Origin of the sequence: Bifidobacterium kimbladii, assembly GCF_032193675.1 — a bacterium.
Lineage (GTDB): Bacteria > Actinomycetota > Actinomycetes > Actinomycetales > Bifidobacteriaceae > Bombiscardovia > Bombiscardovia kimbladii.
The window spans coordinates 755,466-776,874 of the sequence record NZ_JASTZZ010000001.1 but is presented as its reverse complement, the minus strand read 5'-3'; the positions used below and the strand labels follow the sequence as shown (position 1 = coordinate 776,874).

The window sequence follows — 21,409 nt, the reverse complement described above, 5'->3', positions numbered from 1 at the left end:
GGGCACCATTGGTTATATAAGGACGTTACCTACTTACAAGGTGTCCACTGTGTCTGCTGCTTCAGCGGGCGGATTCGGCGCCGGACACGTCCATGTCCTTGAGACGCACGATCTTGGTGTGGTTGACGAACTTGAAGCCCAGGTAGAGGACCAGGACCAGCACCACGCTGAAGTAGGTCATGGCCATGTGCGACCAGTTCAGGCTGAGCAGGGAGGGGATGTCCTGTCCGGCGATGACGATGACGCAGAGCACCATGGCCAGGACCGGGCCCAGCGGATAGAGCTTGGAGTGGTACTTGAGCTCGCTCAGGTCGTGCCCCTGGAGCTTGAAGGCCCTCCGGAAGCGGAAGTGGCTCAGGGCGATGCCGATCCAGGCGATGAAGCCGGTCAGTCCAGTGGCGGTCACCAGCCACATGTAGAAGGACTGGCCGAAGATGCTGGAGGCGAAGGTGGCCAGGGACATGCAGACCGTGGCTACCAGGGCCGCCAGGGGGATGCCCCGCTTGGTGGTCTTGGCGAAGATGGCCGGGGCATAGTGGTCCTTGGCCAGTCCGTAGAGCATGCGGCTGGAGGCGTAGGCCCCGGTGTTGACGGCCGAGAGGATGGATGTCAGCACCACCGCGTTCATGACGCTGGCCGCCGAGGCCAGGCCGGCCCGCTGGAAGACCAGGGTGAATGGCGACATGGCGATGTTCCCGTCAGAGGCTCCCAGGAGGTTGGGGCTGGTGTAGGGGATCAGGGCAGCGATAACGAAGATGGACAGCACATAGAAGAGCAGGATCCGCCAGAAGACGTCGTTGATGGCCTTGGGGACCGCCTTGCCTGGATTTTCGGACTCGCCAGCGGTCACGCCTACCACCTCGGTGCCCTGGAAGGAATAGCCGGCGATCAGGAAGACGCTCATGATGGCCGGGAAGCCTCCCACGAAGGGGGCGTCCTTGTAGGTGAAGTTCTTGAGGCCGACCGCCGGCTGGAACATGATGCCGCAGATCATGGCCATGCCGATGACCAGGAAGACAATGATGGTGGCCACCTTGATCAGGGAGAGCCAGAATTCGGTCTCCCCGAAAGCGGAGACCGTCAGGGCGTTGATCAGGAAGACGATGACCAGGACCAGCAGGCTCCAGATCCATCCCGGGGTGTGGGGCAGCCAGTACTGGATCAGCAGGGCGGCGGTGGAGATGTCCACGGCACCCGAGATGGTCCAGTTCAGCCAGTAGTCCCAGCCCATGGCGAAGCCCAGGGCCGGATCCACGTAGCGGGCGCTGTAGGCGGCGAAGGATCCCGACACCGGCAGGTGGGTGGCCAGTTCGCCCAGGCTGGTCATCAGGAAGTAGACCATGACGCCCATGGCTATGTAGGCCAGAAGTCCGCCGCCGGGGCCGGCTGTGGAAATGGTGGAGCCGGAGGTCATGAACAGGCCCGTGCCGATGCAGCCGCCCAGGGCGATCATGGAGATGTGGCGGGTCTTGAGGTTGCGCTTGACGCTGCCGTAGCCATGATGCTCTTGCCCGGCCCGGTCGGATTGATTGGTGTTCGACGCTGCATTGCTGGTGTTCCGCGTCATGATCCTCCTCCTTTTGGCTGGGCGACGCACCGGGGAGTCCGGGGTCGTACTGAAATTGCGATTCCTGATATGCCGGCTGGATGCCGGAACAGATTCATATGGCCGGGTCCTTGAGCCGGTCCTCGAACGCTTAGGGATTCTATGCCATTGGTGTGGCTTTCCAGCTCCCATGGCCATAATGTGTCATGCTAGTTGACAAATCTTTCATAGCGATTCCGGATCCCCGCTCAAATCCATCTCCTTCAGGGGAACGATGCGGGTATGGTATCGGATCTTGTAGCCCAGGTAGAGCGCAAGCACCAGGGGCACGCTGATGTAGGTGACGCCGATCTCCTGCCAGTTCCAGTTGACGAAGGCCTCGATGTTCTGCCCGCCGATGACGATGATGCACAGAATCAGGGCCAGGATGGGCCCTAGGGGGAAGAGCTTGGCATGGTAGCGCAGCTCCTCAACCCGGTGGCCCTGGACCACCCAGGCGCGGCGGAAGCGATAGTGGCTGAGTGCGATGCCGATCCAGACGATGAATCCGGTGAGCCCCGAGGCGGCCACCAGCCACATGTAGATCCGCTGGCCGAAGATGCTGGCGGCGAAGGTGGCCAGGGAGACCACGAGAGTGGCGACCAGCGAGGCCATGGGGATGCCATGACGGGTGGTGTGCCCGAAGAAGGCCGGGGCGTAATGGTCCTTGGCAAGGGCGTAGAGCATCCGGGTGGAGGCGTAGACCCCTGAGTTGGCGGACGAGAGGACCGAGGTCAGGATGATGGCGTTCATGACGCTGGCTGCCGAGGCCAGGCCGGCCCGCTGGAAGACCAGGGTGAAGGGCGACATGGCGATGTCCCCCTCGGCGGAGCTCAGCAGATTAGGGCTGGTGTAGGGGATCAGCGCAGCGATGACGAAGATGGACAAAATATAAAAGAGCAGGATCCTCCAGAAGACATCATTGATGGCCTTGGGGACCGCCTTGCCGGGGTTTTCGGACTCGCCGGCCGTGACGCCGATCAGCTCGGTGCCCTGGAAGGAGAAGCCTGCAATCAAAAAGACGTTGAGAATGGCGGGGAATCCGCCCACGAAAGGAGCATCCTTGTAGGTGAAGTTGCCTAGGCCCACGGCCGGGCGAAACATGATGCCGCAGATCATGGCCAGACCGATGGCCAGGAAGACGATCACTGTCACTACCTTGATCAGGGAGAGCCAGAATTCGGTCTCGCCAAAGGTGGACACGGTCAGGGCGTTGATCAGGAAAATGACCACCAGGACCAGCAGGCTCCAGACCCATCCTGGGGTGTGGGGCAGCCAGTACTGGATCAGCAGGGCGGCGGTGGAGATGTCCACAGCCACGGTGATGGCCCAGTTCAGCCAGTAGTTCCAGCCCATGGCGAATCCCAGTGCCGGATCCACATAGCGGGCATTGTAGGCGGCGAAGGAGCCGGAAGTGGGCAGGTGGGTGGCCAGTTCGCCCAGGCTGGTCATCAGGAAGTAGACCATGAGGCCCATGGCCGCGTAGGCCACCAGCGCGCCTCCCGGTCCGGCCTTGGCAATAGTGGAGCCGGAAGTCATGAACAGGCCGGTGCCGATGCAGCCGCCCAGGGCGATCATGGTGACGTGTCGGGTCTTGAGGTTGCGTTGGACCCGGTCGTCGGATGTGGAGGGGCTGACCTTTCCGCCCTGCCTGGTCGCCATGGCTGCTCTTCTCCTCGAACTGACCTGAGAGCCCTATGACGACGGTTCCGGCCAGTTCCGCTCAGGCGGAATCCAGGCGGGTTGCCTGTCTGTGACACTGCACATAGCGCTCCGCAACATCTGGTTGCGACAGTCCCGGACCTGTTCGACCCGGGCCCAACGGGTCGGATGGGCGGATCCGAACCGTTTCGGCCGGACATCCTTTCGCCGGGAATAGGCGACACCGCACTGTCTGATCCCGGTTACTGATAGGTTCGGCGACCTCTTCAGTGGCTTGCAATTACGGGTAAGCATAGATGGATTCTCAGACAAGGCCGGATCGCTCGCCTATAGGGCATAGGGTGAAGTCGTCGAAAGCGCCGCTACCGCAAATCACTACTCTCGCTTAGAACGCATTGGATCCAATAGATCGATATCAATTGTGAACGAAGGTAATCAAATGAAAATCCCGTGGTTTAGCACTGCTTTGCTAAATCTACATTTCTTATAATTGAATTAATAAACTATCCTTGCAAATAAGTACTGCTATACTGAATGTGAACTTCGAGGTAAGACAATGATGTTTTTGTGAAGGGGTGAGTCTAGATGAGAACCAGCAACAAACGCATAATGGCGGCCATGGCTGCAGTCGCGGCCTTAAGCATGGCACTGGCCGGGTGCGGTTCCTCCGGCGGATCCGATGCCAACAAGAGCGGTGACACCAAGTCGGGCGGCAAGGTCGAACTGACATACTTGCATCGTCTTCCCGACAAGCAGGGCATGACCATGGTCAAGGACACCGTGGCCAGGTGGAACAAGGATCACCCGAACATCCAGGTTAAGGCCACTAAGTTTAACGGCAGCCCCGGCGACCTGATCAAGAAGCTGGAGACCGACGTCAAGGCCGGCAATGCTCCTGATCTGGCCCAGGTGGGCTACGCTGAGCTGCCTGAGGTCTATACCAAGGGCATCGTCGAGGATGTCACCGCAGAGGCCGGCAAGTACTCCAAAGACTTTGCAGAGGGTCCCAACAAGCTCATGAGCGTGGACGGCAAGGTCTTCGGCCTGCCCCAGGATACCGGCCCCATGGTTTACTACTACAACAAGACTGAATTTGACAAGCTGGGCATTAAGGTCCCCACCACGGCCGGGGAATTCATCGAATCGGCCAAGAAGGCAGCCGCTCAGGGCAAGTACATCATGACCTACCAGCCTGATGGTGCAGGCATGGCCTTCTCCGCCTTGTCCGGCGCGTCATCTCCCTGGTACGAAATCAAGGACGGCAAGTGGGTCGTCAACGTTGACACGCCCGGCTCCAAGGCCACGGCCGACTTCTACCAGCAGCTGCTCGATGCCAAAGCGATGAACCTGACCCCCAGCACCGACCCCTCCTTCGCTGGCGCCTTCCATGACGGCTCCATCATCGGAACCATTGATGCCGCCTGGAATGCCCCGATCATGATGGACTGGATCGGTGATGCCGGCAAGGGCCAGTGGAGGGTCACCCAGATCGGCGACTGGTTCAAGAACGGCGAGAAGACCGGGCCCAACGGCGGTTCGGGCGTTGCAGCCATCAAGGGCACCAAGCACAAGGCAGAAGCCATGGAGTTCCTGGACTGGTTCAACACCCAGGTGCCTGATCTGACCTCTCAGGGTCTGATCGTTGCGGCCTCCACCGAGAAGGCCAAGACCCCCCAGTCCTGGACCGAATTCTTCGGCGGGCAGGATGTGATGGCGGAATTCGCCAAGGCCAACGCCAACATGGGCTCCTTCAACTACATGCCCGGATTCTCCGCGGTGAGCAGCGCCGTTGGCGAGGCTGCCGACAAGGCTGGCAAGGGTCAAGCCAAGGTCTCCGATGCTTTCGATGCGGCACAGAAGACCTCCCTTGCCACACTGAAGGATTATGGCCTTCCGATCGCCAAGGATTGATCGGTAACCGCTCTTCGGCGGATACAGCAGGTAGGCCTTCCCTGACAATCTCACCAGGTCGGGGAACCCGGGTCTGTGGCCCGTGTTCCCCGCCTGCTGGAAGGTCGCTCGCCTTATAGGTTCCGAGAGGATGGGTTATTCACATGAGCCATCGAACAGCAGCTGAGGCAGGGGCCCAGAAGAAGGGAAGATCCGAGATCGTCAAACGCAACGAGCGGACAGGTTGGGCATTCATGATGCCTTTCTGCATCCTCTTTGCGATTGTCTTCATCATCCCCATTGCCTATGCCGTCTATATGAGCTTCTTCCAGCAGGTGGCTTCGGGCGGCGGCGCCTACGGCGGGGGCGAGATGATCAATAAGTTCGTCGGGTTTGAGAACTTCCGATTTACAGTCACCTCCGCAGCCTTCTGGACCGGCATCGGCAGGGTCCTGATCTACACGGTCATCCAGGTCCCGGTCATGATCATCGCAGCCCTGGCTTTGGCCATGCTTCTGGATTCTTTCATCGTCAAGCATGTCACCCCCTATCGGCTGGGCTACTTCCTGCCCTATGCCATTCCCGGCGCGATCGCGGCCATCATCTGGGTATTCCTTTACAACGACCAGTTCTCGCCCATCGTCAAGGGTCTGGCAGCCATAGGAATCCACGTCAACTTCTTCGCATCCAACGCTCTGATCGCTTCCATGGCCAACATCACCACCTGGACCTTCACGGGCTACAACATGCTGATCTTCCTGGCAGCCCTCCAGGCCATCCCGCGTGACCTCTACGAGGCTGCCCGAATCGACGGAGCCAACGGTTTCCAGATCGCCATGAGGATCAAACTCCCCAACGTCAGGGGGGCCGCCCTCCTAGCCATGCTCCTGTCCATTATCGGCAGCATCCAGCTCTTCAACGAGCCCCAGGTCATGCAGACCGTCGACAAGGGCATATCGAACTCCTACACCCCCATGATGATGGCCATGAACACATCGCGAGGCATCCTCACCCCCAAGGGTGACGGTCCGGCTTCAGCCATCGCCATTGTCATGGCGCTGATTGCCGGGGTCCTTGCCGCCCTCTACGCATACATCGAGAGGAAGGTGAACGAATCATGACCTCGGCCAATCCCGCACGCCTCGCAAAAAAGCAGGAGAAGCTCCTCAAGCAGAAGGCCGATGAGCTGCCCCGCTCCATGAGGCCTACCAAGGTGGTCAAGATCACCACCATCGTGGTCCTGGTCTTTGCCCTGATCTACTTCCTCTTTCCCATTTATTGGGCCATCATCGCCTCTACCAAGTCGCCCTCCCAGCTGGTCAGCAGCAACGGCCTTTGGTTTGCGGTCGACCTGAATAAGATTCCCCAGGCGGTGGCCACAAACTACTCGATTCTCCTGGGCTGGACCCATTCACAGTTCTGGCACTGGGTCTTCAATTCCTTGATCTACTCGGGGGTCTCCGCCCTGATTGGCACGGTGGTTTCGGTCATGGCCGGATATGGCACAGCCAAGTTCCAGTTCCGGGGCAGAGGTGTCGTCATGACCATCGCCATGTCCGCCCTGCTGATGCCTTCGGCGCTGATGACCATCCCCCAGTACTCCATCTTCAACGCCCTGCATTTGAGCAACACCATGCTGGCGGTGATCATCCCCTGCTCGGTCTCGCCATTCGGTTTCTTCCTGGGAAGGGTATACGCCCAAAGTTCGGTCCCTACCGAGCTTCTGGAGGCGGCCAGGATCGACGGTGCCGGTGAAGCCAGGATCTTCTTCACGATTGTGCTGAGGATTCTTGCGCCCGCCATGGTCACGATCTTCCTCTTCCTCTTCGTGGCTACCTGGAACAACTTCCTCCTGCCGTTGATGATGCTCTCCAGCGAGAACCTCTTCCCAGTGACCCTTGGCCTCTATGGTCTGGTCTCTCTGCCGGTCTTTACCGATCGAGGGGCGCTGATGATGGGGTCCCTGCTGGGTGTTCTGCCGGTGATCATCCTCTTCTTCTGCCTGCAGCGGTTCTGGCAGGCTGGACTGACCGCCGGTTCGGTCAAGGAGTAAGGGTCCAAGGCTGCACACAGTTTTTCAGTCATTCCGTTACGAGATATTCCAAGGAGATTTGATTCAATGACCACGACCGGGCGCTTTACCCTGCCGGGCGAAGAGAACTTTGCCGAAAAGACCAAGGAACTGGCCAAACTCTGGGGAGCGGATGCCATTCGCAACTCGGACGGCACCCGCTTGGACCAGGAGCTGCTGAACTTAGGGATGAAGGTGTACAGCGCCTACTTCCCTACTCGCGCCCACAACGAGTGGATCAGTCAGCACATGGACGAGACCCCACAGGTCTACCTGATGTCTGAGCGCATACTGGCCCACGAAGACCAAGTGCAGATTCCCTTGATGGACCGCTACTTCGACCAGCAGCTCAGGCCCAACAGGGATGCCGACCCCCATCGGTACTGGGAAGTCATCGATCGCACCGCCGGACGGGTCCTGGACCAGTCGGAGTGGAGCCTGGATCCGGATCAGGACCTGGTTCGCGTGACCGGGGCTACTCCTATGCATGAGTACACGGCATCCTTCCTGGCCTACATCATCTGGGATCCGGTCGAGATGTACAACCACCTGACCAACGACTGGGGCGACAAGGAACACGAGATTCCCTTGGACATCTACCACCCTGCCACCCGAAAGTTCGTCATGGATGCCTATCGGCAGTGGCTGGATGAGAACCCGGCGACCGACGTGGTCCGGTTCACCACCTTCTTCTACCAGTTCACGCTGATCTTTGACCAGCTCCACCGGGAGAAGCTGGTGGACTGGTTCGGATATGCCTGCACAGTCTCCCCTCAGGCCTTGGATGACTTCGAGACTCGGTATGGTTACCGTCTGCGTCCAGAGGACTTCATCAACAAGGGCAGCTACAATTCCACCTTCTGCATTCCTGGCAGGGCACAGCGCGATTGGATCGATTTCCTCTCGGATTTCGTGCGGGAGAATGTGAAGACCATGGTCGACATGACCCACCAGGCAGGCAAGGAAGCCATGATGTTCCTAGGAGACCAGTGGATCGGCACCGAGCCCTACAAGCCGGGCTTCGAGAAGCTGGGTCTGGATGCTGTGGTCGGATCCGTGGGCGACGGCACCACCCTGCGCATGATCTCCGATATTCCCGGGGTCCGCTACACCGAAGGTCGTTTTCTGCCTTACTTCTTCCCAGATACCTTCCATGAGGGCAACGATCCCAGCATCGAGGGGCTGGACAATTGGCGCAAGGCCCGTAGAGCCATCCTGCGCAGCCCCATATCGCGCATGGGCTACGGCGGCTACCCATCCCTGGCGGCCAAGTTCCCCAAGTTCGTTCAGACCGTGGCACGTATCGCAGACGAGTTCCGCGATCTGCACGACAGGACCCAGGGGAGGGCGGCACAGGGCCAGCTCAATGTGGCGGTGCTGAATTCCTGGGGCGCCATGCGGTCCTGGATGGCCTACACGGTTGCGCACGCCCTGCCCAACAAGCAGACCTACTCCTACTACGGGGTTCTGGAAGCACTGTCAGGCATGAGGGTGAACGTCCGCTTTATCAGCTTCGACGACATCCTGGCCCACGGCGTTGATCATGACCTGGATGTGATCATCACAGGTGGTCCGGCCGATACGGCCTTCAGCGGTGGCGGAGTCTGGAAGAATCCCGCTCTGCTGGAGATCCTGCGGTCCTGGGTCGACGGGGGAGGGGCCCTGGTCGGCATAGGCCAGCCGACTGCTTTGGAAAGAGAAGGGCGCTTCTTCCAATTAGCCGACGTTTTCGGGGTTGATCAGGAGCGTTTCCGCACCCTTTCGGTAGACAAGTACTTCCCGAAGGTCACTGAGAGGCACTTCATCACCGTCGATCTGCCTGAGGACGGCAAGGCGGACTTCGGAGAGCAGGTGGTGAACACTTATCCCATCAACGAGGAGGTCACCCTGCTCAGGGCCGACCAGGGGCAGGTGCAGCTGGCGGTCAACCAGTATGGTATGGGCCGTGGTGTCTACCTTTCCGGACTGCCCTATTCGGCCGTCAATGCCAGGCTTCTTGAACGGATCCTCTTCTATGCCAGTGGGCGGGAGGACCGGTACAGGGACTGGAGCTGCACCAATCCTCATTGCGAGGTGGCCTACTTCCCACAGGGGGATGTCTATTGCGTCGTCAACAACACTGACTTGCCCCAGGAGACCAGCGTTCGTCAGGCAGATGGCCAGGTCAGAGACATTGTCCTGGAACCCAGCGCCATGGTCTGGCAGCAGGCATAAGGGCAGTTTCGGCAGGAAAGGGGCTATTATGACGACGGTTCAGGATCAGGAGCTGGCCGCAGTTGCCGCCCACTACCCCCTCGAAGGGCGTGTGGAGAGCATTGCGCCTTATGGCAACGGGCACATTAATCAGACTTATCTGGTGCAAACAGACAGGCGCCGTTACATTCTGCAGCGAATGAACACTTCGGTTTTCCCCGATACGGCCTCCCTGATGCGCAACATCGAGTTGGTGACCGAATTCCTGCGCTCGCAGGGTCAGGAGACCCTGGACATTATCCGCAATAGAGAGGGCAATACCTACTGTGAGCTGGCAAGTGGGGCCTGGCGGGTCTATGCCTTCATCGAGAACACGATTTCCTACGATCTGGTCCCCAGCTCAGATGTTTTCCAGGAGGCGGGCCAGGCTTTCGGACGCTTCCAGAACTCCCTGGCGCTCTTCGATGCCTCTCAGCTGACCGAGACCATCGCCCACTTCCATGACACCCCCAAACGGTTCGAGACCTTGAAACGGGCTGTTCAGGAAGATATCAAAGGCAGGGCATCCACCTGTCGGGCCGAGATCGGCTGGTACGTGGAACGTGCCGACCAGTACCCGGTCATCATGGAAGGGCTGGCCGATGGATCCATTCCACTCAGGGTCACCCATAACGACACGAAGCTCAACAACATCCTGATGGATGCCGCCACCGGTAAGGCCAGGGCCATCATTGACCTGGACACGATCATGCCTGGATCCATGCTCTTCGATTTCGGCGACTCCATCCGTTTCGGCGCCTCGACAGCCCTGGAGGATGAGCGTGATCTGGATAAGGTTCATTTCAACCCCGATCTTTACCGTGCCTATGCTCAAGGGTTCCTGGGAGCCGTGGCCAGAAAGGCCGTGGACCGGGAGCTGAGCCTCTTCCCGACTTCCTGCAGGATTATGACCCTGGAGTGCGGCATGCGCTTTCTGACCGACTACCTTCAGGGCGACACCTATTTCGCCACCGCCTACCCGGAGCACAATCTGGTGCGGACCCATACCCAGATGCGCTTGGTTGAGGAGATGGAGGCTGACGATGCTCAAATGCAGGAGATGACCGCCCAAGTGGTCGAAGAGGTGAGGGGCTGATGCTGAACCGGGTTTACCGGAGCATTGACGCTCTGATAGGGTACGCCTGTGCCTGTCTGGACCTGGACCCGTCCGATGTCGACTGGGCTCGCAATCAGATACTGGCGCTTTTCTCCTTGGACTCCTACGATTCCGGGGATGGACCTGCTGATCCCGCCTCCGGTGGCGTCGATGATCTCCTGGAATCCTTTATACAGGCCTTGGAGGGTGCCGGACTTATGGCTCAGGATGATGCCCCCTCCATGGCAGATACGGTTATGGGAATCCTGTCCTCCAGGCCTTCTCATTTGCAGCGGCGTTTCGCGCAGGTGGAGGGGGCCCAGGGTGGTATGGCCGCCATGCACTGGTTCTATGACTATTGCGTCAAAAACACCTACATCAAAAAGTCCCGCCTGGATAGGAACCCTCGTTTCTCATCCGGGGGCGTGGTGGTCACCATCAACCTGGCCAAGCCGGAATTCAAGGATATGAAGAAGGCTGCGGCGGGCAACAGCACCGCAGGAGGGTACCCCCAGTGCACAATCTGCCATGAAAATGAGGGCTTCGCCGGGCGTGACAAGCGCACATTGAGGACCATCCCTCTGACTTTGGGCGGCCATGACTGGTTCTGGCAGTTTTCGCCCTATGGGTACTTTCGCGAGCACGGCATCTGTGTCAACGCTGATCACACCCCCATGCACGTGGACAAAGACACCTTCGGGAACCTGCTGGATTTTGTGGACCGTTTTCCCGGCTACTTTCTAGGCTGCAACGCTGCCCTGCCTCGAATTGGCGGATCCGTTCTGGCCCATGACCACTATCAGGGCGGAGGAGAGCGCCTGCCCATGCATCAGGCCGGGGCTTGGCGGACCTTGCACTTGGACGGCCACCCGGATACCCCTATCGAGATTCTGGACTGGCCGGGGACCGTGGTCAGAGTGGTTTCGCCGTCACGGCAGGAGATTATCGAGGTCAGCGAGACCATCAGGCAGGCCTGGGTGGATTACGACAACCCTGACCTAAACATCGCCAGCCAGGGGCCAGAAGGACGGCAATCAGCCCTTTCGCCCAGCCTGGTCAAGACCGACCGAGGCTACGAGATGAGTCTGATCCTGCGTAATAACGGTGTCAGTCCGGAGTTTCCGGATGGCATCTTCCACGTGCACCCGGAGTTCTATCCGGTCAAGCAGGAACCCATCGGGCTGATCGAGGCCCAGGGGCTCTTCGTCCTGCCCGGAAGGCTGGTCGGCCAGCTTGCCTGCTTGGAAGAGGCTCTGGTGGCAGGTACCGGGCTTCCCGAACAAGTAGCCGACTTCAGCTTGGAGTATGGCGAAATTACCAAGACTCTGCAGGGGTCGCATGATCCGGATCAGGTCCATGAGGCCCTTAAGAGTGAGATCGGCAGTGTCTGCGCTCGGATCCTGGGCAACACCGCAGTCTTTAAGCGGCCCGAACAGACCGAGGGATTCCTGCGGGGGCTGGGTTGCCGGTAGTGGCGTAGATGAATAACACCAATGACAGGGGATGACCGATGGGCGGAACAATCATGGGCGGAAACCAACCGATCGCGAGGCCGGGCGCCACGGACTCTTGGGAGACCCTGCGTACTCAAGTAATGGAAGTGCGCCTCAGGCCCGACTTTCCTTCGGTGATCGACTATCGGTTGAAGACGCCTCAGGCTGAAAGAACCATGCTTGGGCAGGTCCGGGATCTACGTCTGGTGGCCATCAACGGCATCGAGATCGAGCTGGGTCCTGATCGGGTGGAGCTGGAGCGGGAGAATGAGACCAGTCTGGTCTATCGACTTCATGTGATTGCTGTAGGTCAGGGGATCAATGCGGTTTTGGCGGTCCGCATTTCAGTCGAGGACGCCTCTCTAAGCTTTAAGGTGCTCTCGATTGGGAACCAGGCTGGACCTGACCATCCAGTCCAGACGGTGGCCTTCCCCGGACAATGCCTGATTTCCGTGGCCAGTACTCAGGCGAATGCGGAGTTTACCGGCGCTCGCATGTCTGCGGACGTCTCCATCAGTGGCGATGTGCACCGGGCGGTCACCGAGCAGATGGAGGAGGACCCTATCGGGCAGGACTACATGTATGGCTTCCTCTCCGCAGATGGCCTCAGTGCCGGCCTCTGGAGCAACTCCGAACACGACGGGACCACGGCCAGCAAAACAGGAACCGGTGGCGCGCAGAACACCAGGGTTATGACTGTTCGCGACCAGGTGGACGGAGTCACCATCCTCGGCCTGACCAGCGCACCTTGGATATACAACCGGGTGGTCCAGGATTCCCACGGACGTTCTTATACGGTTGGGGAGACGGACAAGCCCGCCATGGCAGTGGCTCTGGCCGGAGACCTGAATGATGACGGGGTGGTCAACTGGCAGGATGGTGCCATCGCCTTCAGACACATCATGAACAATCCGTATGGTTCTGATGACATCCCGGACCAGGTGGCACGACGCATAGCCATGAACTTCGGCTCTCAGGCCCAGAATCCCTTCATGACGACCTTGGATAACGTCAAGCGGGTTGCCCTGGCTACCGATGGCCTAGGTCAGTCCGTCCTTCTCAAGGGATATGGCAACGAGGGCCACGACTCCGGCCATCCGGACTACGACGACATCGGTCGACGAATGGGCGGAGTCCAGGACTTGAATGCTCTGATAGACAGGGGCAAGGCCTATGGTGCCCGGTTCGGAGTCCACGTCAATGTGGACGAGATGTATCCCGAGGCCAAGGCCTTTTCAGAAGACATGATTCGCAGGGACGACAAGGGCGACCTCTGCTACGGCTGGAATTGGCTGGATCAAACCGTGGGTATCGATGGCATCTACGACCTGGCCTCGGGCGCCAGGAGGGAGCGCTTTGCCGCCCTCGCCCGCGAGGTCGGTGACAGGATGGACTTCGTGTACGTGGATGTCTGGGGCGATGGGACCTCGGGGGAGGAGGATTCCTGGCAAACCAGGCAGCTCTCGAAGATTTTGACCGATAACGGCTGGGGGATTGGCACGGAGTACGCTTCGGCCAATGAGTATGACGCCACCTTCCAGCATTGGTCCCTGGATTTGACCTATGGATCCCCCCGCGACAAAGGTGAGAACTCCCAGGTCATGCGCTTTCTGCGCAACCACCAGAAAGACAGCTGGATAGGTGATCACCGAGCCTTCGGAGGCGCAGCCAACGCCCCGCTCCTGGGCGGCTACAGCATGAAGGACTTTGAGGGCTGGCAGGGGCGCAACGACTTCGATGCTTATATGGATAATCTCTACACCTGCGACCTCTCGACCAAGTTCATCCAGCACTTCAGAATCATGGCCTGGTACAACGACCCAATCAACGTCGATTCCGTCCATGATTCGACCAGGAATCAGGGCAATGAACAGATCGAGCTGGTCAATGATCAAGGTGACAGACTGATCATCTCCAGGGGTTCCAATGAGCAGGCATCGCCCGCTTACCGCGAGCGCACGATGAGGCTGAATGGCTGCGTGGTGCTTGTCGGCGATCTGGAGGCCAATGACCCCAAGGCCGACAAGCCTGGGATTGAAACTGGAACCGGCGAAGGGGCGTATCTGCTGCCCTGGGTCTGGGATGCCAATACAGGGGACCGGCTTGATCCAGATGAGCAGAAGCTCTACCACTGGAATACTGCAGGCGGCTCGACCGCCTGGGAGCTCCCGGAATCGTGGCGCGATGCTTCTACCGTCATCGTCTACCGGCTGACCGACCAGGGCAGATCGGAGCCAAGGGAGATTCCGGTGGTGCAGGGGAGCCTCATCCTGGATGCCAAGCCCAGAACACCCTACTTGGTCTGCCGGCATGCGGGCCAGGGAGTCCAGGTGGACTGGTCGGGAGAGCATCTAGTGGATGCAGGGTTCAACGGCGGCGAAAGGCTGTTCCAGTCGGTCTGGTCCGTGAAGGGGCCCGGGCGTGCCTCAATCACCAAGGGCCAATGCGCCAATCCCATGCTCAGGTTTGAGGATTCGGTCTGTGCTGTGCAACCCCTGACCAACCTGGTGCCAGGTAAGAGGTATGCCCTCTATCTAGGGCTTGACAACCGTGGCGGCCAGGTCGAGCTGAGTGTGGAGGCGGACCAGGGTGGGGTGCTGGCTCGCAATATGAGCGGCCCGAGCATTGCCAAAAACTATGTCAAGGCCTATGCTCACAACACCGATGCTCCAACGACTGACGGCAGCAGCTACTTTCAGAATGCCTACCTCTTCTTCACGGCGCCCAAGGGTGGGCAGACCTGTCTGTCCTTGGCGCATGAAGGGGATGGTGTCGCGTATGTCGACGACATTCGCCTGGTCGAGAACGACTATGACGGCATCAGCCTGGACCAGGACGGTCATCTGGCTGGGCTTACCTGTGACTTCGAGGATAACGTCCAGGGCATCTGGCCCTTTGTGGTGGCTGGAGCTGAAGGGGTGGAAGACAACCGAATCCACCTGGCCCAGCTGCATGAGCCCTTCACTCAGGCCGGGTGGGATGTCAAAAGGATGGACGATGTCCTCCAGGGTAACTGGTCTCTGAAAGTCAACGGTCTGACTGGGAGACGAGCTCTCCTCTTCCAGACCATTCCCCAGAACGTCCCCTTTGCGCCGGGTCGGCGCTACAGGGTCTCGTTCGACTACCAGTGTGGATCGGACGGCATATACGCCCTGGCAACAGGTAGAGGCGAATACTCCGGTGAGGACCTGAGCCTGTATCCCTTGCACAAGGCTCTAGGAGTCACCGCCAGATGTGAGTTCGAGCTGACTGGCGATCCGAATGGCGATACCTGGTTCGGCATTTACTCCACTGACAGACAACCAGATCTGGAAGGCAGCAGCGGCTCGGAGGCCAACATGGCTGGCTACCAGGATCTGGTTCTCGATAATCTGCGGATTATCAGTCTGTAGCACAAGACTCGTAAGTAAGGATTGCGGTCGGCGGGGTCAATTTGTCTAGCTTGTTCTTGACCGCACTAAGCGAAACAGCCGGTCGCTCTTAATCGGCCAGCTGCTTCTGATCCTATTTAATACGAATACGCCGGTTTCAGGCTCGCCGCTGGGTCAGCTGGTAGGCCGTCAGAAGGACGATCAGCCAGATGGGCCCGGCGATGACGGCCACCCGGTAGCTGGACGAGAAGCACATGAGCACCACGATCATGGCCAGGAAAGCCAGGACCGCCCAAGGGGTCACCCGGGCAAAGGGCAGCTTGAAGTGCAGGGCGTTCAAAGCGCTTTCGCCGGTCTTGCCAGCCAGGTCGCCGGGGCCCTCGCCTCGGGCTACGGCGCGCCGGAAGAGCATCTCGGTCACCATGATCATGGACCAATTGATGATGGCTGAGATCGTGGCGATGCTCATCAGGTAGTTGAAGGCGAACTGCGGCCAGAGGAAGACCACGACCACGGCCAGGGCGATGATGCAGGCTGAGGTCAGCACTCCTGCGTAGGGCACGCCTCCCTTGGACAGACGGCTCAGGTACTTGGGGGCATTGCCCTGCCGGGCCAGGGAGAAGAGCATGCGGGAGTTGGAGTAGAGGGCCGAGTTGTAGACGCTCATGACCGCCGTCAGGCAGACGAAGTTGAGGATGCCTGCGGCCGCGTGGACTCCCACCGAGTCGAATATCTGGACGAAGGGGCTGACGACCATCCCCTGCGCGTTGGGCTTGCCGATGGCATTCCAGGGAACCACAGCCATGATCACCCCAAGCGTCAGGATGTAGAAGACCAGAATCCTCCAGATGATGGCGTTGGTGGCCTTGGGGATGGTCCGGCGGGGATCGGAGGCCTCCCCGGCGGTGATGCCGATGAGCTCGGTGCCGCCGAAGCTGAACATGACCACCGCCAGCGACATGAGCAGACCGGTCCACTGACCATTGGCCCCGTGACGCATGAGTCCGTTGGGCAGGAACCCGCCGCCCACGGTGAACCAATTGGCGAAGGAGGCCCGCAGTCCGTTGGCCGTGGGCAGGGCCATGACCACGACGGCCAGACCTCCGATGATCATGGCGATGATGGCCGCGATCTTGATGATGGCGAACCAGAATTCGAACTCGCCGAATTTGCTGACTCCCATCAGGTTGGCGGCCGTGATGACCACCAGGAAGAAGGCCGCAGAGACCCAGGCTGGGATTGCCGGGAACCAGAAGTTGACGAAGGTGCCCACCACGGAGAGTTCGACCATGGATACCAGCACGTAGTTCATCCAGTAGTTCCATCCCGACACGAAGCCCGCCCGCTTGGACCAGTAGCGGGTGGCGTAGTAGCTGAAAGCGCCGGACTTGGGGTCTTCCACGCTCATTTCGCTCATGGCCCTGACGATCATGAAGATGGCCAGGCCGCCTATCAGATAGGCGATGATGATGGCCGGCCCTGCCAATGAGATGGATTCCCCGGACCCGTAGAAGAGTCCCGTTCCGATGGCGCCGCCCAGCGAGATGAGCTGGATGTGCCTGTTCTTCAGGGTTTTGCGCAGGTTCTTGCCCTGCGACTCCTTGGGTTGATCCATGGGGATGTCATTCCTTAGGTGGTAGTTGTCAGCTGAATGTGACCGGCTGACAGGGCCAACCCTATAGGAGCCGGTCCGAGCGGAATGAGCATGCCTTTGCATTGTGGAACAGAGACGTCCGCCATATGAGATGGTCAATTCACCGAATGGTGACCGTCAGGCCCTACCATGGGCGTCGGTGCCTGCCGTCTGCTCCCGGTTATCGACACCTCTGTGGTATTGCTGTCCTACCGGCCTTGATGGGATACCCCTTCCTGGACGGCGATGATTAATGGGTTGTGAAGACAAGGAGGTGCAGTCGCATGAACCGTACGGGCAATGGCCCTTTGGCGCAGCAGAATCAAGGTGACAGCGCCTCGGCAGGCGACGGCATGGAACGCGGTCTGAGCAACCGTCATGTACAGTTCATCGCCATCGGCGGCACCATCGGCACCGGGCTCTTCCTGGGGTCGGGCAAGTCCATAGCCCTGACCGGTCCCTCCATCATCCTGGTCTACATCGGGGTGGGGCTGATCATGTACCTGCTCATGCGGGCCATCGGCGAGCTCATGTATCGCAGTCCCGTCCAGCACACCTTCATCGCCTTCATCAGCCGCTACCTGGGCCAGGGGTGGGGGTCCTTCGCCGGCTGGTCCTACTGGATCGTGCTCATCCTGATCGGCATGTCCGAGCTGACTGCCGTGGGCACCTACTTCGTCACTTTCTTCGGCACCTTCGGCATTGATCTGAGTGCCTGGCGGGGTCTGATCGAGCTCTGCTTCCTGGCGGCCATGGTGTGCATCAACCTGATTGCCGTGCGGGTCTTCGGGGAGACCGAGTTCTGGTTCTCCATGATCAAGATCACCCTGATCCTGGCCATGATCGCCACGGCCGTGGTCATGGTCATCATGGGCTTCCACTATCCGGCCGTTCATATGCCGGGCCAGGATCGGATCAGCCCGGCCGGCCATGCGGGCCTGGACAACATCACCACCGGCCTGAGCCTGGCGCCCAACGGGTGGATGGCCTTCTTCATGAGCTTCCAGATGGTCTTCTTCGCCTACGAGATGATCGAATTCGTAGGGGTCACCGTCTCCGAGACCCAGAATCCCCGCAAGGTCCTACCCAAGGCCATCAACCAGATCATCCTGAGGGTGCTGATCTTCTACGTGGGCGCCCTGGTCGCCATCATGCTGATCGTGCCCTGGCGCTCCTTCCGCCCCAACGCCGACGGCAGCTTCACCTCGCCCTTCGTCATGGTCTTCCGCTACGCCGGCGTCGACTGGGCGGCCGCCCTGGTCTTCTTCGTGGTCATCACGGCAGCCAGCTCCTCGCTGAACTCCCTGCTCTACTCCGCCGGCCGCAACCTCTTCCAGCTGGCCGCCGCCGGCCACTCTCCGGTGATGCGCAGTCTGCATACGATCTCGCGCCGCGGCAAGGTGCCCGCCCGGGCCATCATTCTGTCCGGGGTGCTGATCCTCCTGTCTCCGGTGCTGCATCTGCTGCCCGGCTTCGAGAACACCTTCGTCCTGTTCACCTCCTGCTCCAGCGCGGTCATCATATTCATCTACATCCTGACCCTGCTGGCTCACCGCCGCTACCGGACCAGCCCGGACTTTATGCCTGACGGGTTCATCATGCCGGCCTACCGGGTGACCGGGGCCATTGCCATTGCCTTCTTCGTCCTGATCTACCTCTCGCTCTTCCTGGCTTCCGACACTAGGTATCCAGCCATACTGGGACTGGTCTGGTTGCTGGTCTTCGGCGGCATCTGCCTGTGGAAGCACAGGGGCGAGCCGTTGTCGGTCGACTGACCGTCTGCGAGCGTGGGCGCATTATATGGCCTCAAAACGCTATAAACAAGTCTGTTTTTCCGCTTGTGCTTGGGCTAGATTGATTTTCGGTACTTGTCAAATCGGCCTTCGTTTCTCGCAGGCTTGATAACGAGGGACTGACGAAGGAGATCATCGCCCATGGTTGCACAGGTCTGCAGGACGCGAGTGGCCAGGACCGCTGGCTCCCTGCTCTCATGCCTGCTGCTGGCCCTGATATTCCTGTTCCTGCAGACCCCGCAGTCGGCCATGGCGGCGAGCGGAACCACGGATTATGACAGCTGGGCCCAAGTGGCTGGCTCTGTATCTCGCCAGCTGGATAGAGGGTGTGAGGACTACGCCCGGGGGGATCGCGCCGGGGCGGCCTCGCAATTCATGGGGGCCTACAACGTAAGCTATGTGGGATCCGGATTCGTCTCGGTGGTCGAGTCGACCCTGGGGCAGGATAGGCGCAACGCTCTGGATGGGCAGTTCCAGGCCCTGCAGAATCAGGCCTATGCCCCGGATGCCGGGCAGGCCCTGACCCAGGGCAGTGAAAAGCTCAAGGCCGATCTGGCTGCTGCGGCCTCCCAGCTGGATGCCACCCAGGGGCTGGCCAATCCCCGCGCCTATGCCAAGGCTCAGCAGGAGCAGATCAAGGCGGACCGTCGAAGGCTGGACGCAGCCAAGAAGCATCGGAACAACGGCAAGGGCGACCGGACCTGGACCCAGGTGGCCCACGAGATGACGCCCATCCTGGATCAGGCGCTCGCCCAGGCGTCCAAGGGGCAGGGCCAGGCGGGATCCGACCTGGTCAACAAGGCCTATTACCAGTATTACGAAAAGCTGGGCTTCGAGAAAAACGTCATGAACGCCATCAGCGGCAACAGGGTCTCCCAGGTTGAGTACCAGTTCAAGGAGACCCGGATGGCCATGGTGGCGGGTAAGCCGGCCAAGACCCTGGTGAACGACCTGAAAAGCATGCTGGTCGAGGATGCCGCCATTCTGGATGGAGGCGCCGCGGACCAGGTCAATGGGTGGACGACCTTCCTGACCTCCGCCTTCGGTCAGGCCTTTGTGGTCCTGCTGCGGGAGGGGCTGGAGGCCATCCTGGTGGTGGCTGCCATCATCGCCTACCTGGTTAAGTCCGGCCATAAAGACAAGGTTCGGCACATCTACTGGGGCATTGCAGCGGGCCTTATAGCCAGCGGGCTGGTGGCCCTGCTCTTCACTCTGCTCTTCAACGGGAATGGCCCCCAGCAGGAGATCCTGGAGGGCGTGGTGGCCCTGGTGGCCATGCTCATGCTGCTTTACACCAGCAACTGGATGCTATCCAAGTCCTCTGTGGAATCCTGGAACCACTACATTCAAAGCCGGACGGTGGCGGCCATCTCGAAGGGCAGCGTGATCTCCCTGGCCCTGCTCTCCTTCCTGGCGGTCTTCAGGGAGGGGGCTGAGACGGTCATGTTCTACCAGGCCATCTTTGCCATGGCCCCTGGCGGCTCACGGGAGATCTGGACCGGTTTTGCAGCTGCCGCCGTGGTCCTGGTCATCGTCTTCGTGCTCATCCGCTTCACCTCGGTCAAGATCCCCATCCGGCCCTTCTTCATCATCACCAGCCTGCTCATGGCGGTCATGGTGGTCATCTTCGCCGGGGGCGGCGTACATGCCCTGATAGAGGGCGACCTGGTGCCGGCCACCTATCTGCCCGGGGTGCCCACCAGCGACTGGATCGGGCTGTATCCCTATACGCAGACCATCGGCGCTCAGATCCTGGCGGCTCTGGTCGTGGTCGTGCTGGCAATTGTGTCGACCCGCCGCCTGCACAGGCAGGAGCGTTCGCGGTCGAATCAGGACTCCGGCAGGTCAACGTCGGCAACCGCCCGCCAGACGGAAACCGAGCAGGCTGCCGAAGGGGCTGTGCCCTCTGAGGTCACGGCATCCATGCAAACACCAAAGAGCGAAGGAAAATCATGAAGAAGAGACAATTGACCGCCCTGGTCGCGCTGGTGCTCTCAGGCACCCTGGCCCTGGCGGGGTGCGGCTCCGGCGGGTCAGGCACCCGTGAGGCCCCCGCGCCTGAGGCTTCCGGTGCCTCCCAGTCCTCGGCGGGCAAGGGGGCCGGGTTCGAAGAGATCCCCATCCCGCCCGACGACCAGCAGAAGGGCCCTCTGAACATCGGCACGGTCTTCTTCCAGCCCATCGACATGGAGCCTGCATCCATGGGTCTGAAGGCGGCTGATGCCAGCCTGCATCTGGAGGCTGATATCCACGCCCTGCCCAACAACAACCTGGGCTATGCCAAGGGCGAGTTCGTTCCGGATCTGACCGTCAACTACACCATTCAGAACAAGGATGACCCCAACGACAAGCAGTCCGGCACCTTCATGCAGATGAACGCCTCGGATGGCCCGCATTACGGGGCCAACATCAAGATGGAGAAGGCCGGATCCTACAAGCTGACCTATTCCATCGACTCTCCTGAGAAGAAGGGCTGGATGCTGCACGTCGACCCGGAGACCGGCGTGAAGGGACACTTCTGGACCGAGCCCATCGTGGTCAGCTGGGACTGGGACTACACGCCCCACCAGTGGTAAGCTGCCA

General features: G+C 60.0%; 13 protein-coding genes and 1 riboswitch. Of the genes, 10 read left to right on the top strand and 3 right to left on the bottom strand.

Annotated elements, in window-relative coordinates; genetic code table 11:
- Window positions 1-61 precede the first annotated feature (61 nt).
- Together QRX41_RS03235 and QRX41_RS03230 are read right to left on the bottom strand one after the other, a co-directional pair.
- Window positions 62-1,567: an amino acid permease gene (locus QRX41_RS03235; protein ID WP_313836254.1), complete on the bottom strand. Its 1,506-nt coding sequence runs from the start codon at window positions 1,565-1,567 to the stop codon at window positions 62-64.
- A 204-nt stretch (window positions 1,568-1,771) separates the two neighbouring features.
- Window positions 1,772-3,163 carry an amino acid permease gene (locus tag QRX41_RS03230; RefSeq protein ID WP_396166019.1) on the bottom strand — a complete coding sequence of 464 codons (1,392 nt, stop codon included), beginning with the start codon at window positions 3,161-3,163 and terminating at the stop codon, window positions 1,772-1,774.
- A 180-nt stretch (window positions 3,164-3,343) separates the two neighbouring features.
- Window positions 3,344-3,522: riboswitch (Lysine riboswitch) on the bottom strand.
- A gap of 310 nt (window positions 3,523-3,832) precedes the next feature.
- On the opposite strand from QRX41_RS03230, the gene QRX41_RS03225 reads away from it, so the two are divergent.
- The 7 genes from QRX41_RS03225 to QRX41_RS03195 all read left to right on the top strand — a co-directional run bounded on the left by QRX41_RS03225 (window position 3,833) and on the right by QRX41_RS03195 (window position 15,421).
- A complete protein-coding gene (locus QRX41_RS03225) occupies window positions 3,833-5,158 on the top strand; it encodes an ABC transporter substrate-binding protein (protein ID WP_313838630.1) in 1,326 nt (441 codons plus the stop codon).
- 143 nt (window positions 5,159-5,301) lie between these two features.
- Window positions 5,302-6,258: a carbohydrate ABC transporter permease gene (locus QRX41_RS03220; RefSeq protein ID WP_313836250.1), complete on the top strand. Its 957-nt coding sequence runs from the start codon at window positions 5,302-5,304 to the stop codon at window positions 6,256-6,258.
- Window positions 6,255-7,190, top strand: a complete 936-nt coding sequence (locus QRX41_RS03215) for a carbohydrate ABC transporter permease (protein WP_313838629.1) — start codon at window positions 6,255-6,257, stop codon at window positions 7,188-7,190. The genes QRX41_RS03220 and QRX41_RS03215 overlap by 4 nt, the downstream gene beginning before the upstream one ends.
- A gap of 66 nt (window positions 7,191-7,256) precedes the next feature.
- A complete protein-coding gene (gene gnpA / locus QRX41_RS03210; protein ID WP_313838628.1) occupies window positions 7,257-9,422 on the top strand; it encodes a 1,3-beta-galactosyl-N-acetylhexosamine phosphorylase in 2,166 nt (721 codons plus the stop codon).
- Between the two features lie 28 nt (window positions 9,423-9,450).
- Window positions 9,451-10,536, top strand: coding sequence for a phosphotransferase enzyme family protein (locus QRX41_RS03205; protein ID WP_313838627.1), 1,086 nt, complete (start codon window positions 9,451-9,453; stop codon window positions 10,534-10,536).
- Window positions 10,536-12,008 carry a UDP-glucose--hexose-1-phosphate uridylyltransferase gene (locus tag QRX41_RS03200; protein WP_313838625.1) on the top strand — a complete coding sequence of 491 codons (1,473 nt, stop codon included), beginning with the start codon at window positions 10,536-10,538 and terminating at the stop codon, window positions 12,006-12,008. The genes QRX41_RS03205 and QRX41_RS03200 overlap by 1 nt, the downstream gene beginning before the upstream one ends.
- Window positions 12,009-12,046: 38 nt before the next feature.
- The gene (locus tag QRX41_RS03195; protein ID WP_313838623.1) at window positions 12,047-15,421 is read left to right on the top strand and encodes an endo-alpha-N-acetylgalactosaminidase family protein; all 3,375 of its coding nucleotides are present in this window, start codon (window positions 12,047-12,049) and stop codon (window positions 15,419-15,421) included.
- Between the two features lie 136 nt (window positions 15,422-15,557).
- On the opposite strand, the gene QRX41_RS03190 is transcribed toward QRX41_RS03195, so the two are convergent.
- On the bottom strand, window positions 15,558-17,015 hold the full coding sequence (locus QRX41_RS03190) for an amino acid permease (RefSeq protein WP_313838622.1): 1,458 nt from the start codon (window positions 17,013-17,015) through the stop codon (window positions 15,558-15,560).
- A 302-nt stretch (window positions 17,016-17,317) separates the two neighbouring features.
- On the opposite strand from QRX41_RS03190, the gene QRX41_RS03185 reads away from it, so the two are divergent.
- The 3 genes from QRX41_RS03185 to QRX41_RS03175 all read left to right on the top strand — a co-directional run bounded on the left by QRX41_RS03185 (window position 17,318) and on the right by QRX41_RS03175 (window position 21,402).
- Window positions 17,318-18,808, top strand: coding sequence for an amino acid permease (locus QRX41_RS03185; RefSeq protein WP_313838621.1), 1,491 nt, complete (start codon window positions 17,318-17,320; stop codon window positions 18,806-18,808).
- A gap of 159 nt (window positions 18,809-18,967) precedes the next feature.
- Entirely contained in the window at window positions 18,968-20,782 is a 1,815-nt protein-coding gene (locus tag QRX41_RS03180; RefSeq protein WP_313838620.1) for an FTR1 family iron permease, read from the top strand.
- Window positions 20,779-21,402, top strand: coding sequence for an iron transporter (locus QRX41_RS03175; RefSeq protein ID WP_045925021.1), 624 nt, complete (start codon window positions 20,779-20,781; stop codon window positions 21,400-21,402). The genes QRX41_RS03180 and QRX41_RS03175 overlap by 4 nt, the downstream gene beginning before the upstream one ends.
- Window positions 21,403-21,409 lie beyond the last annotated feature (7 nt).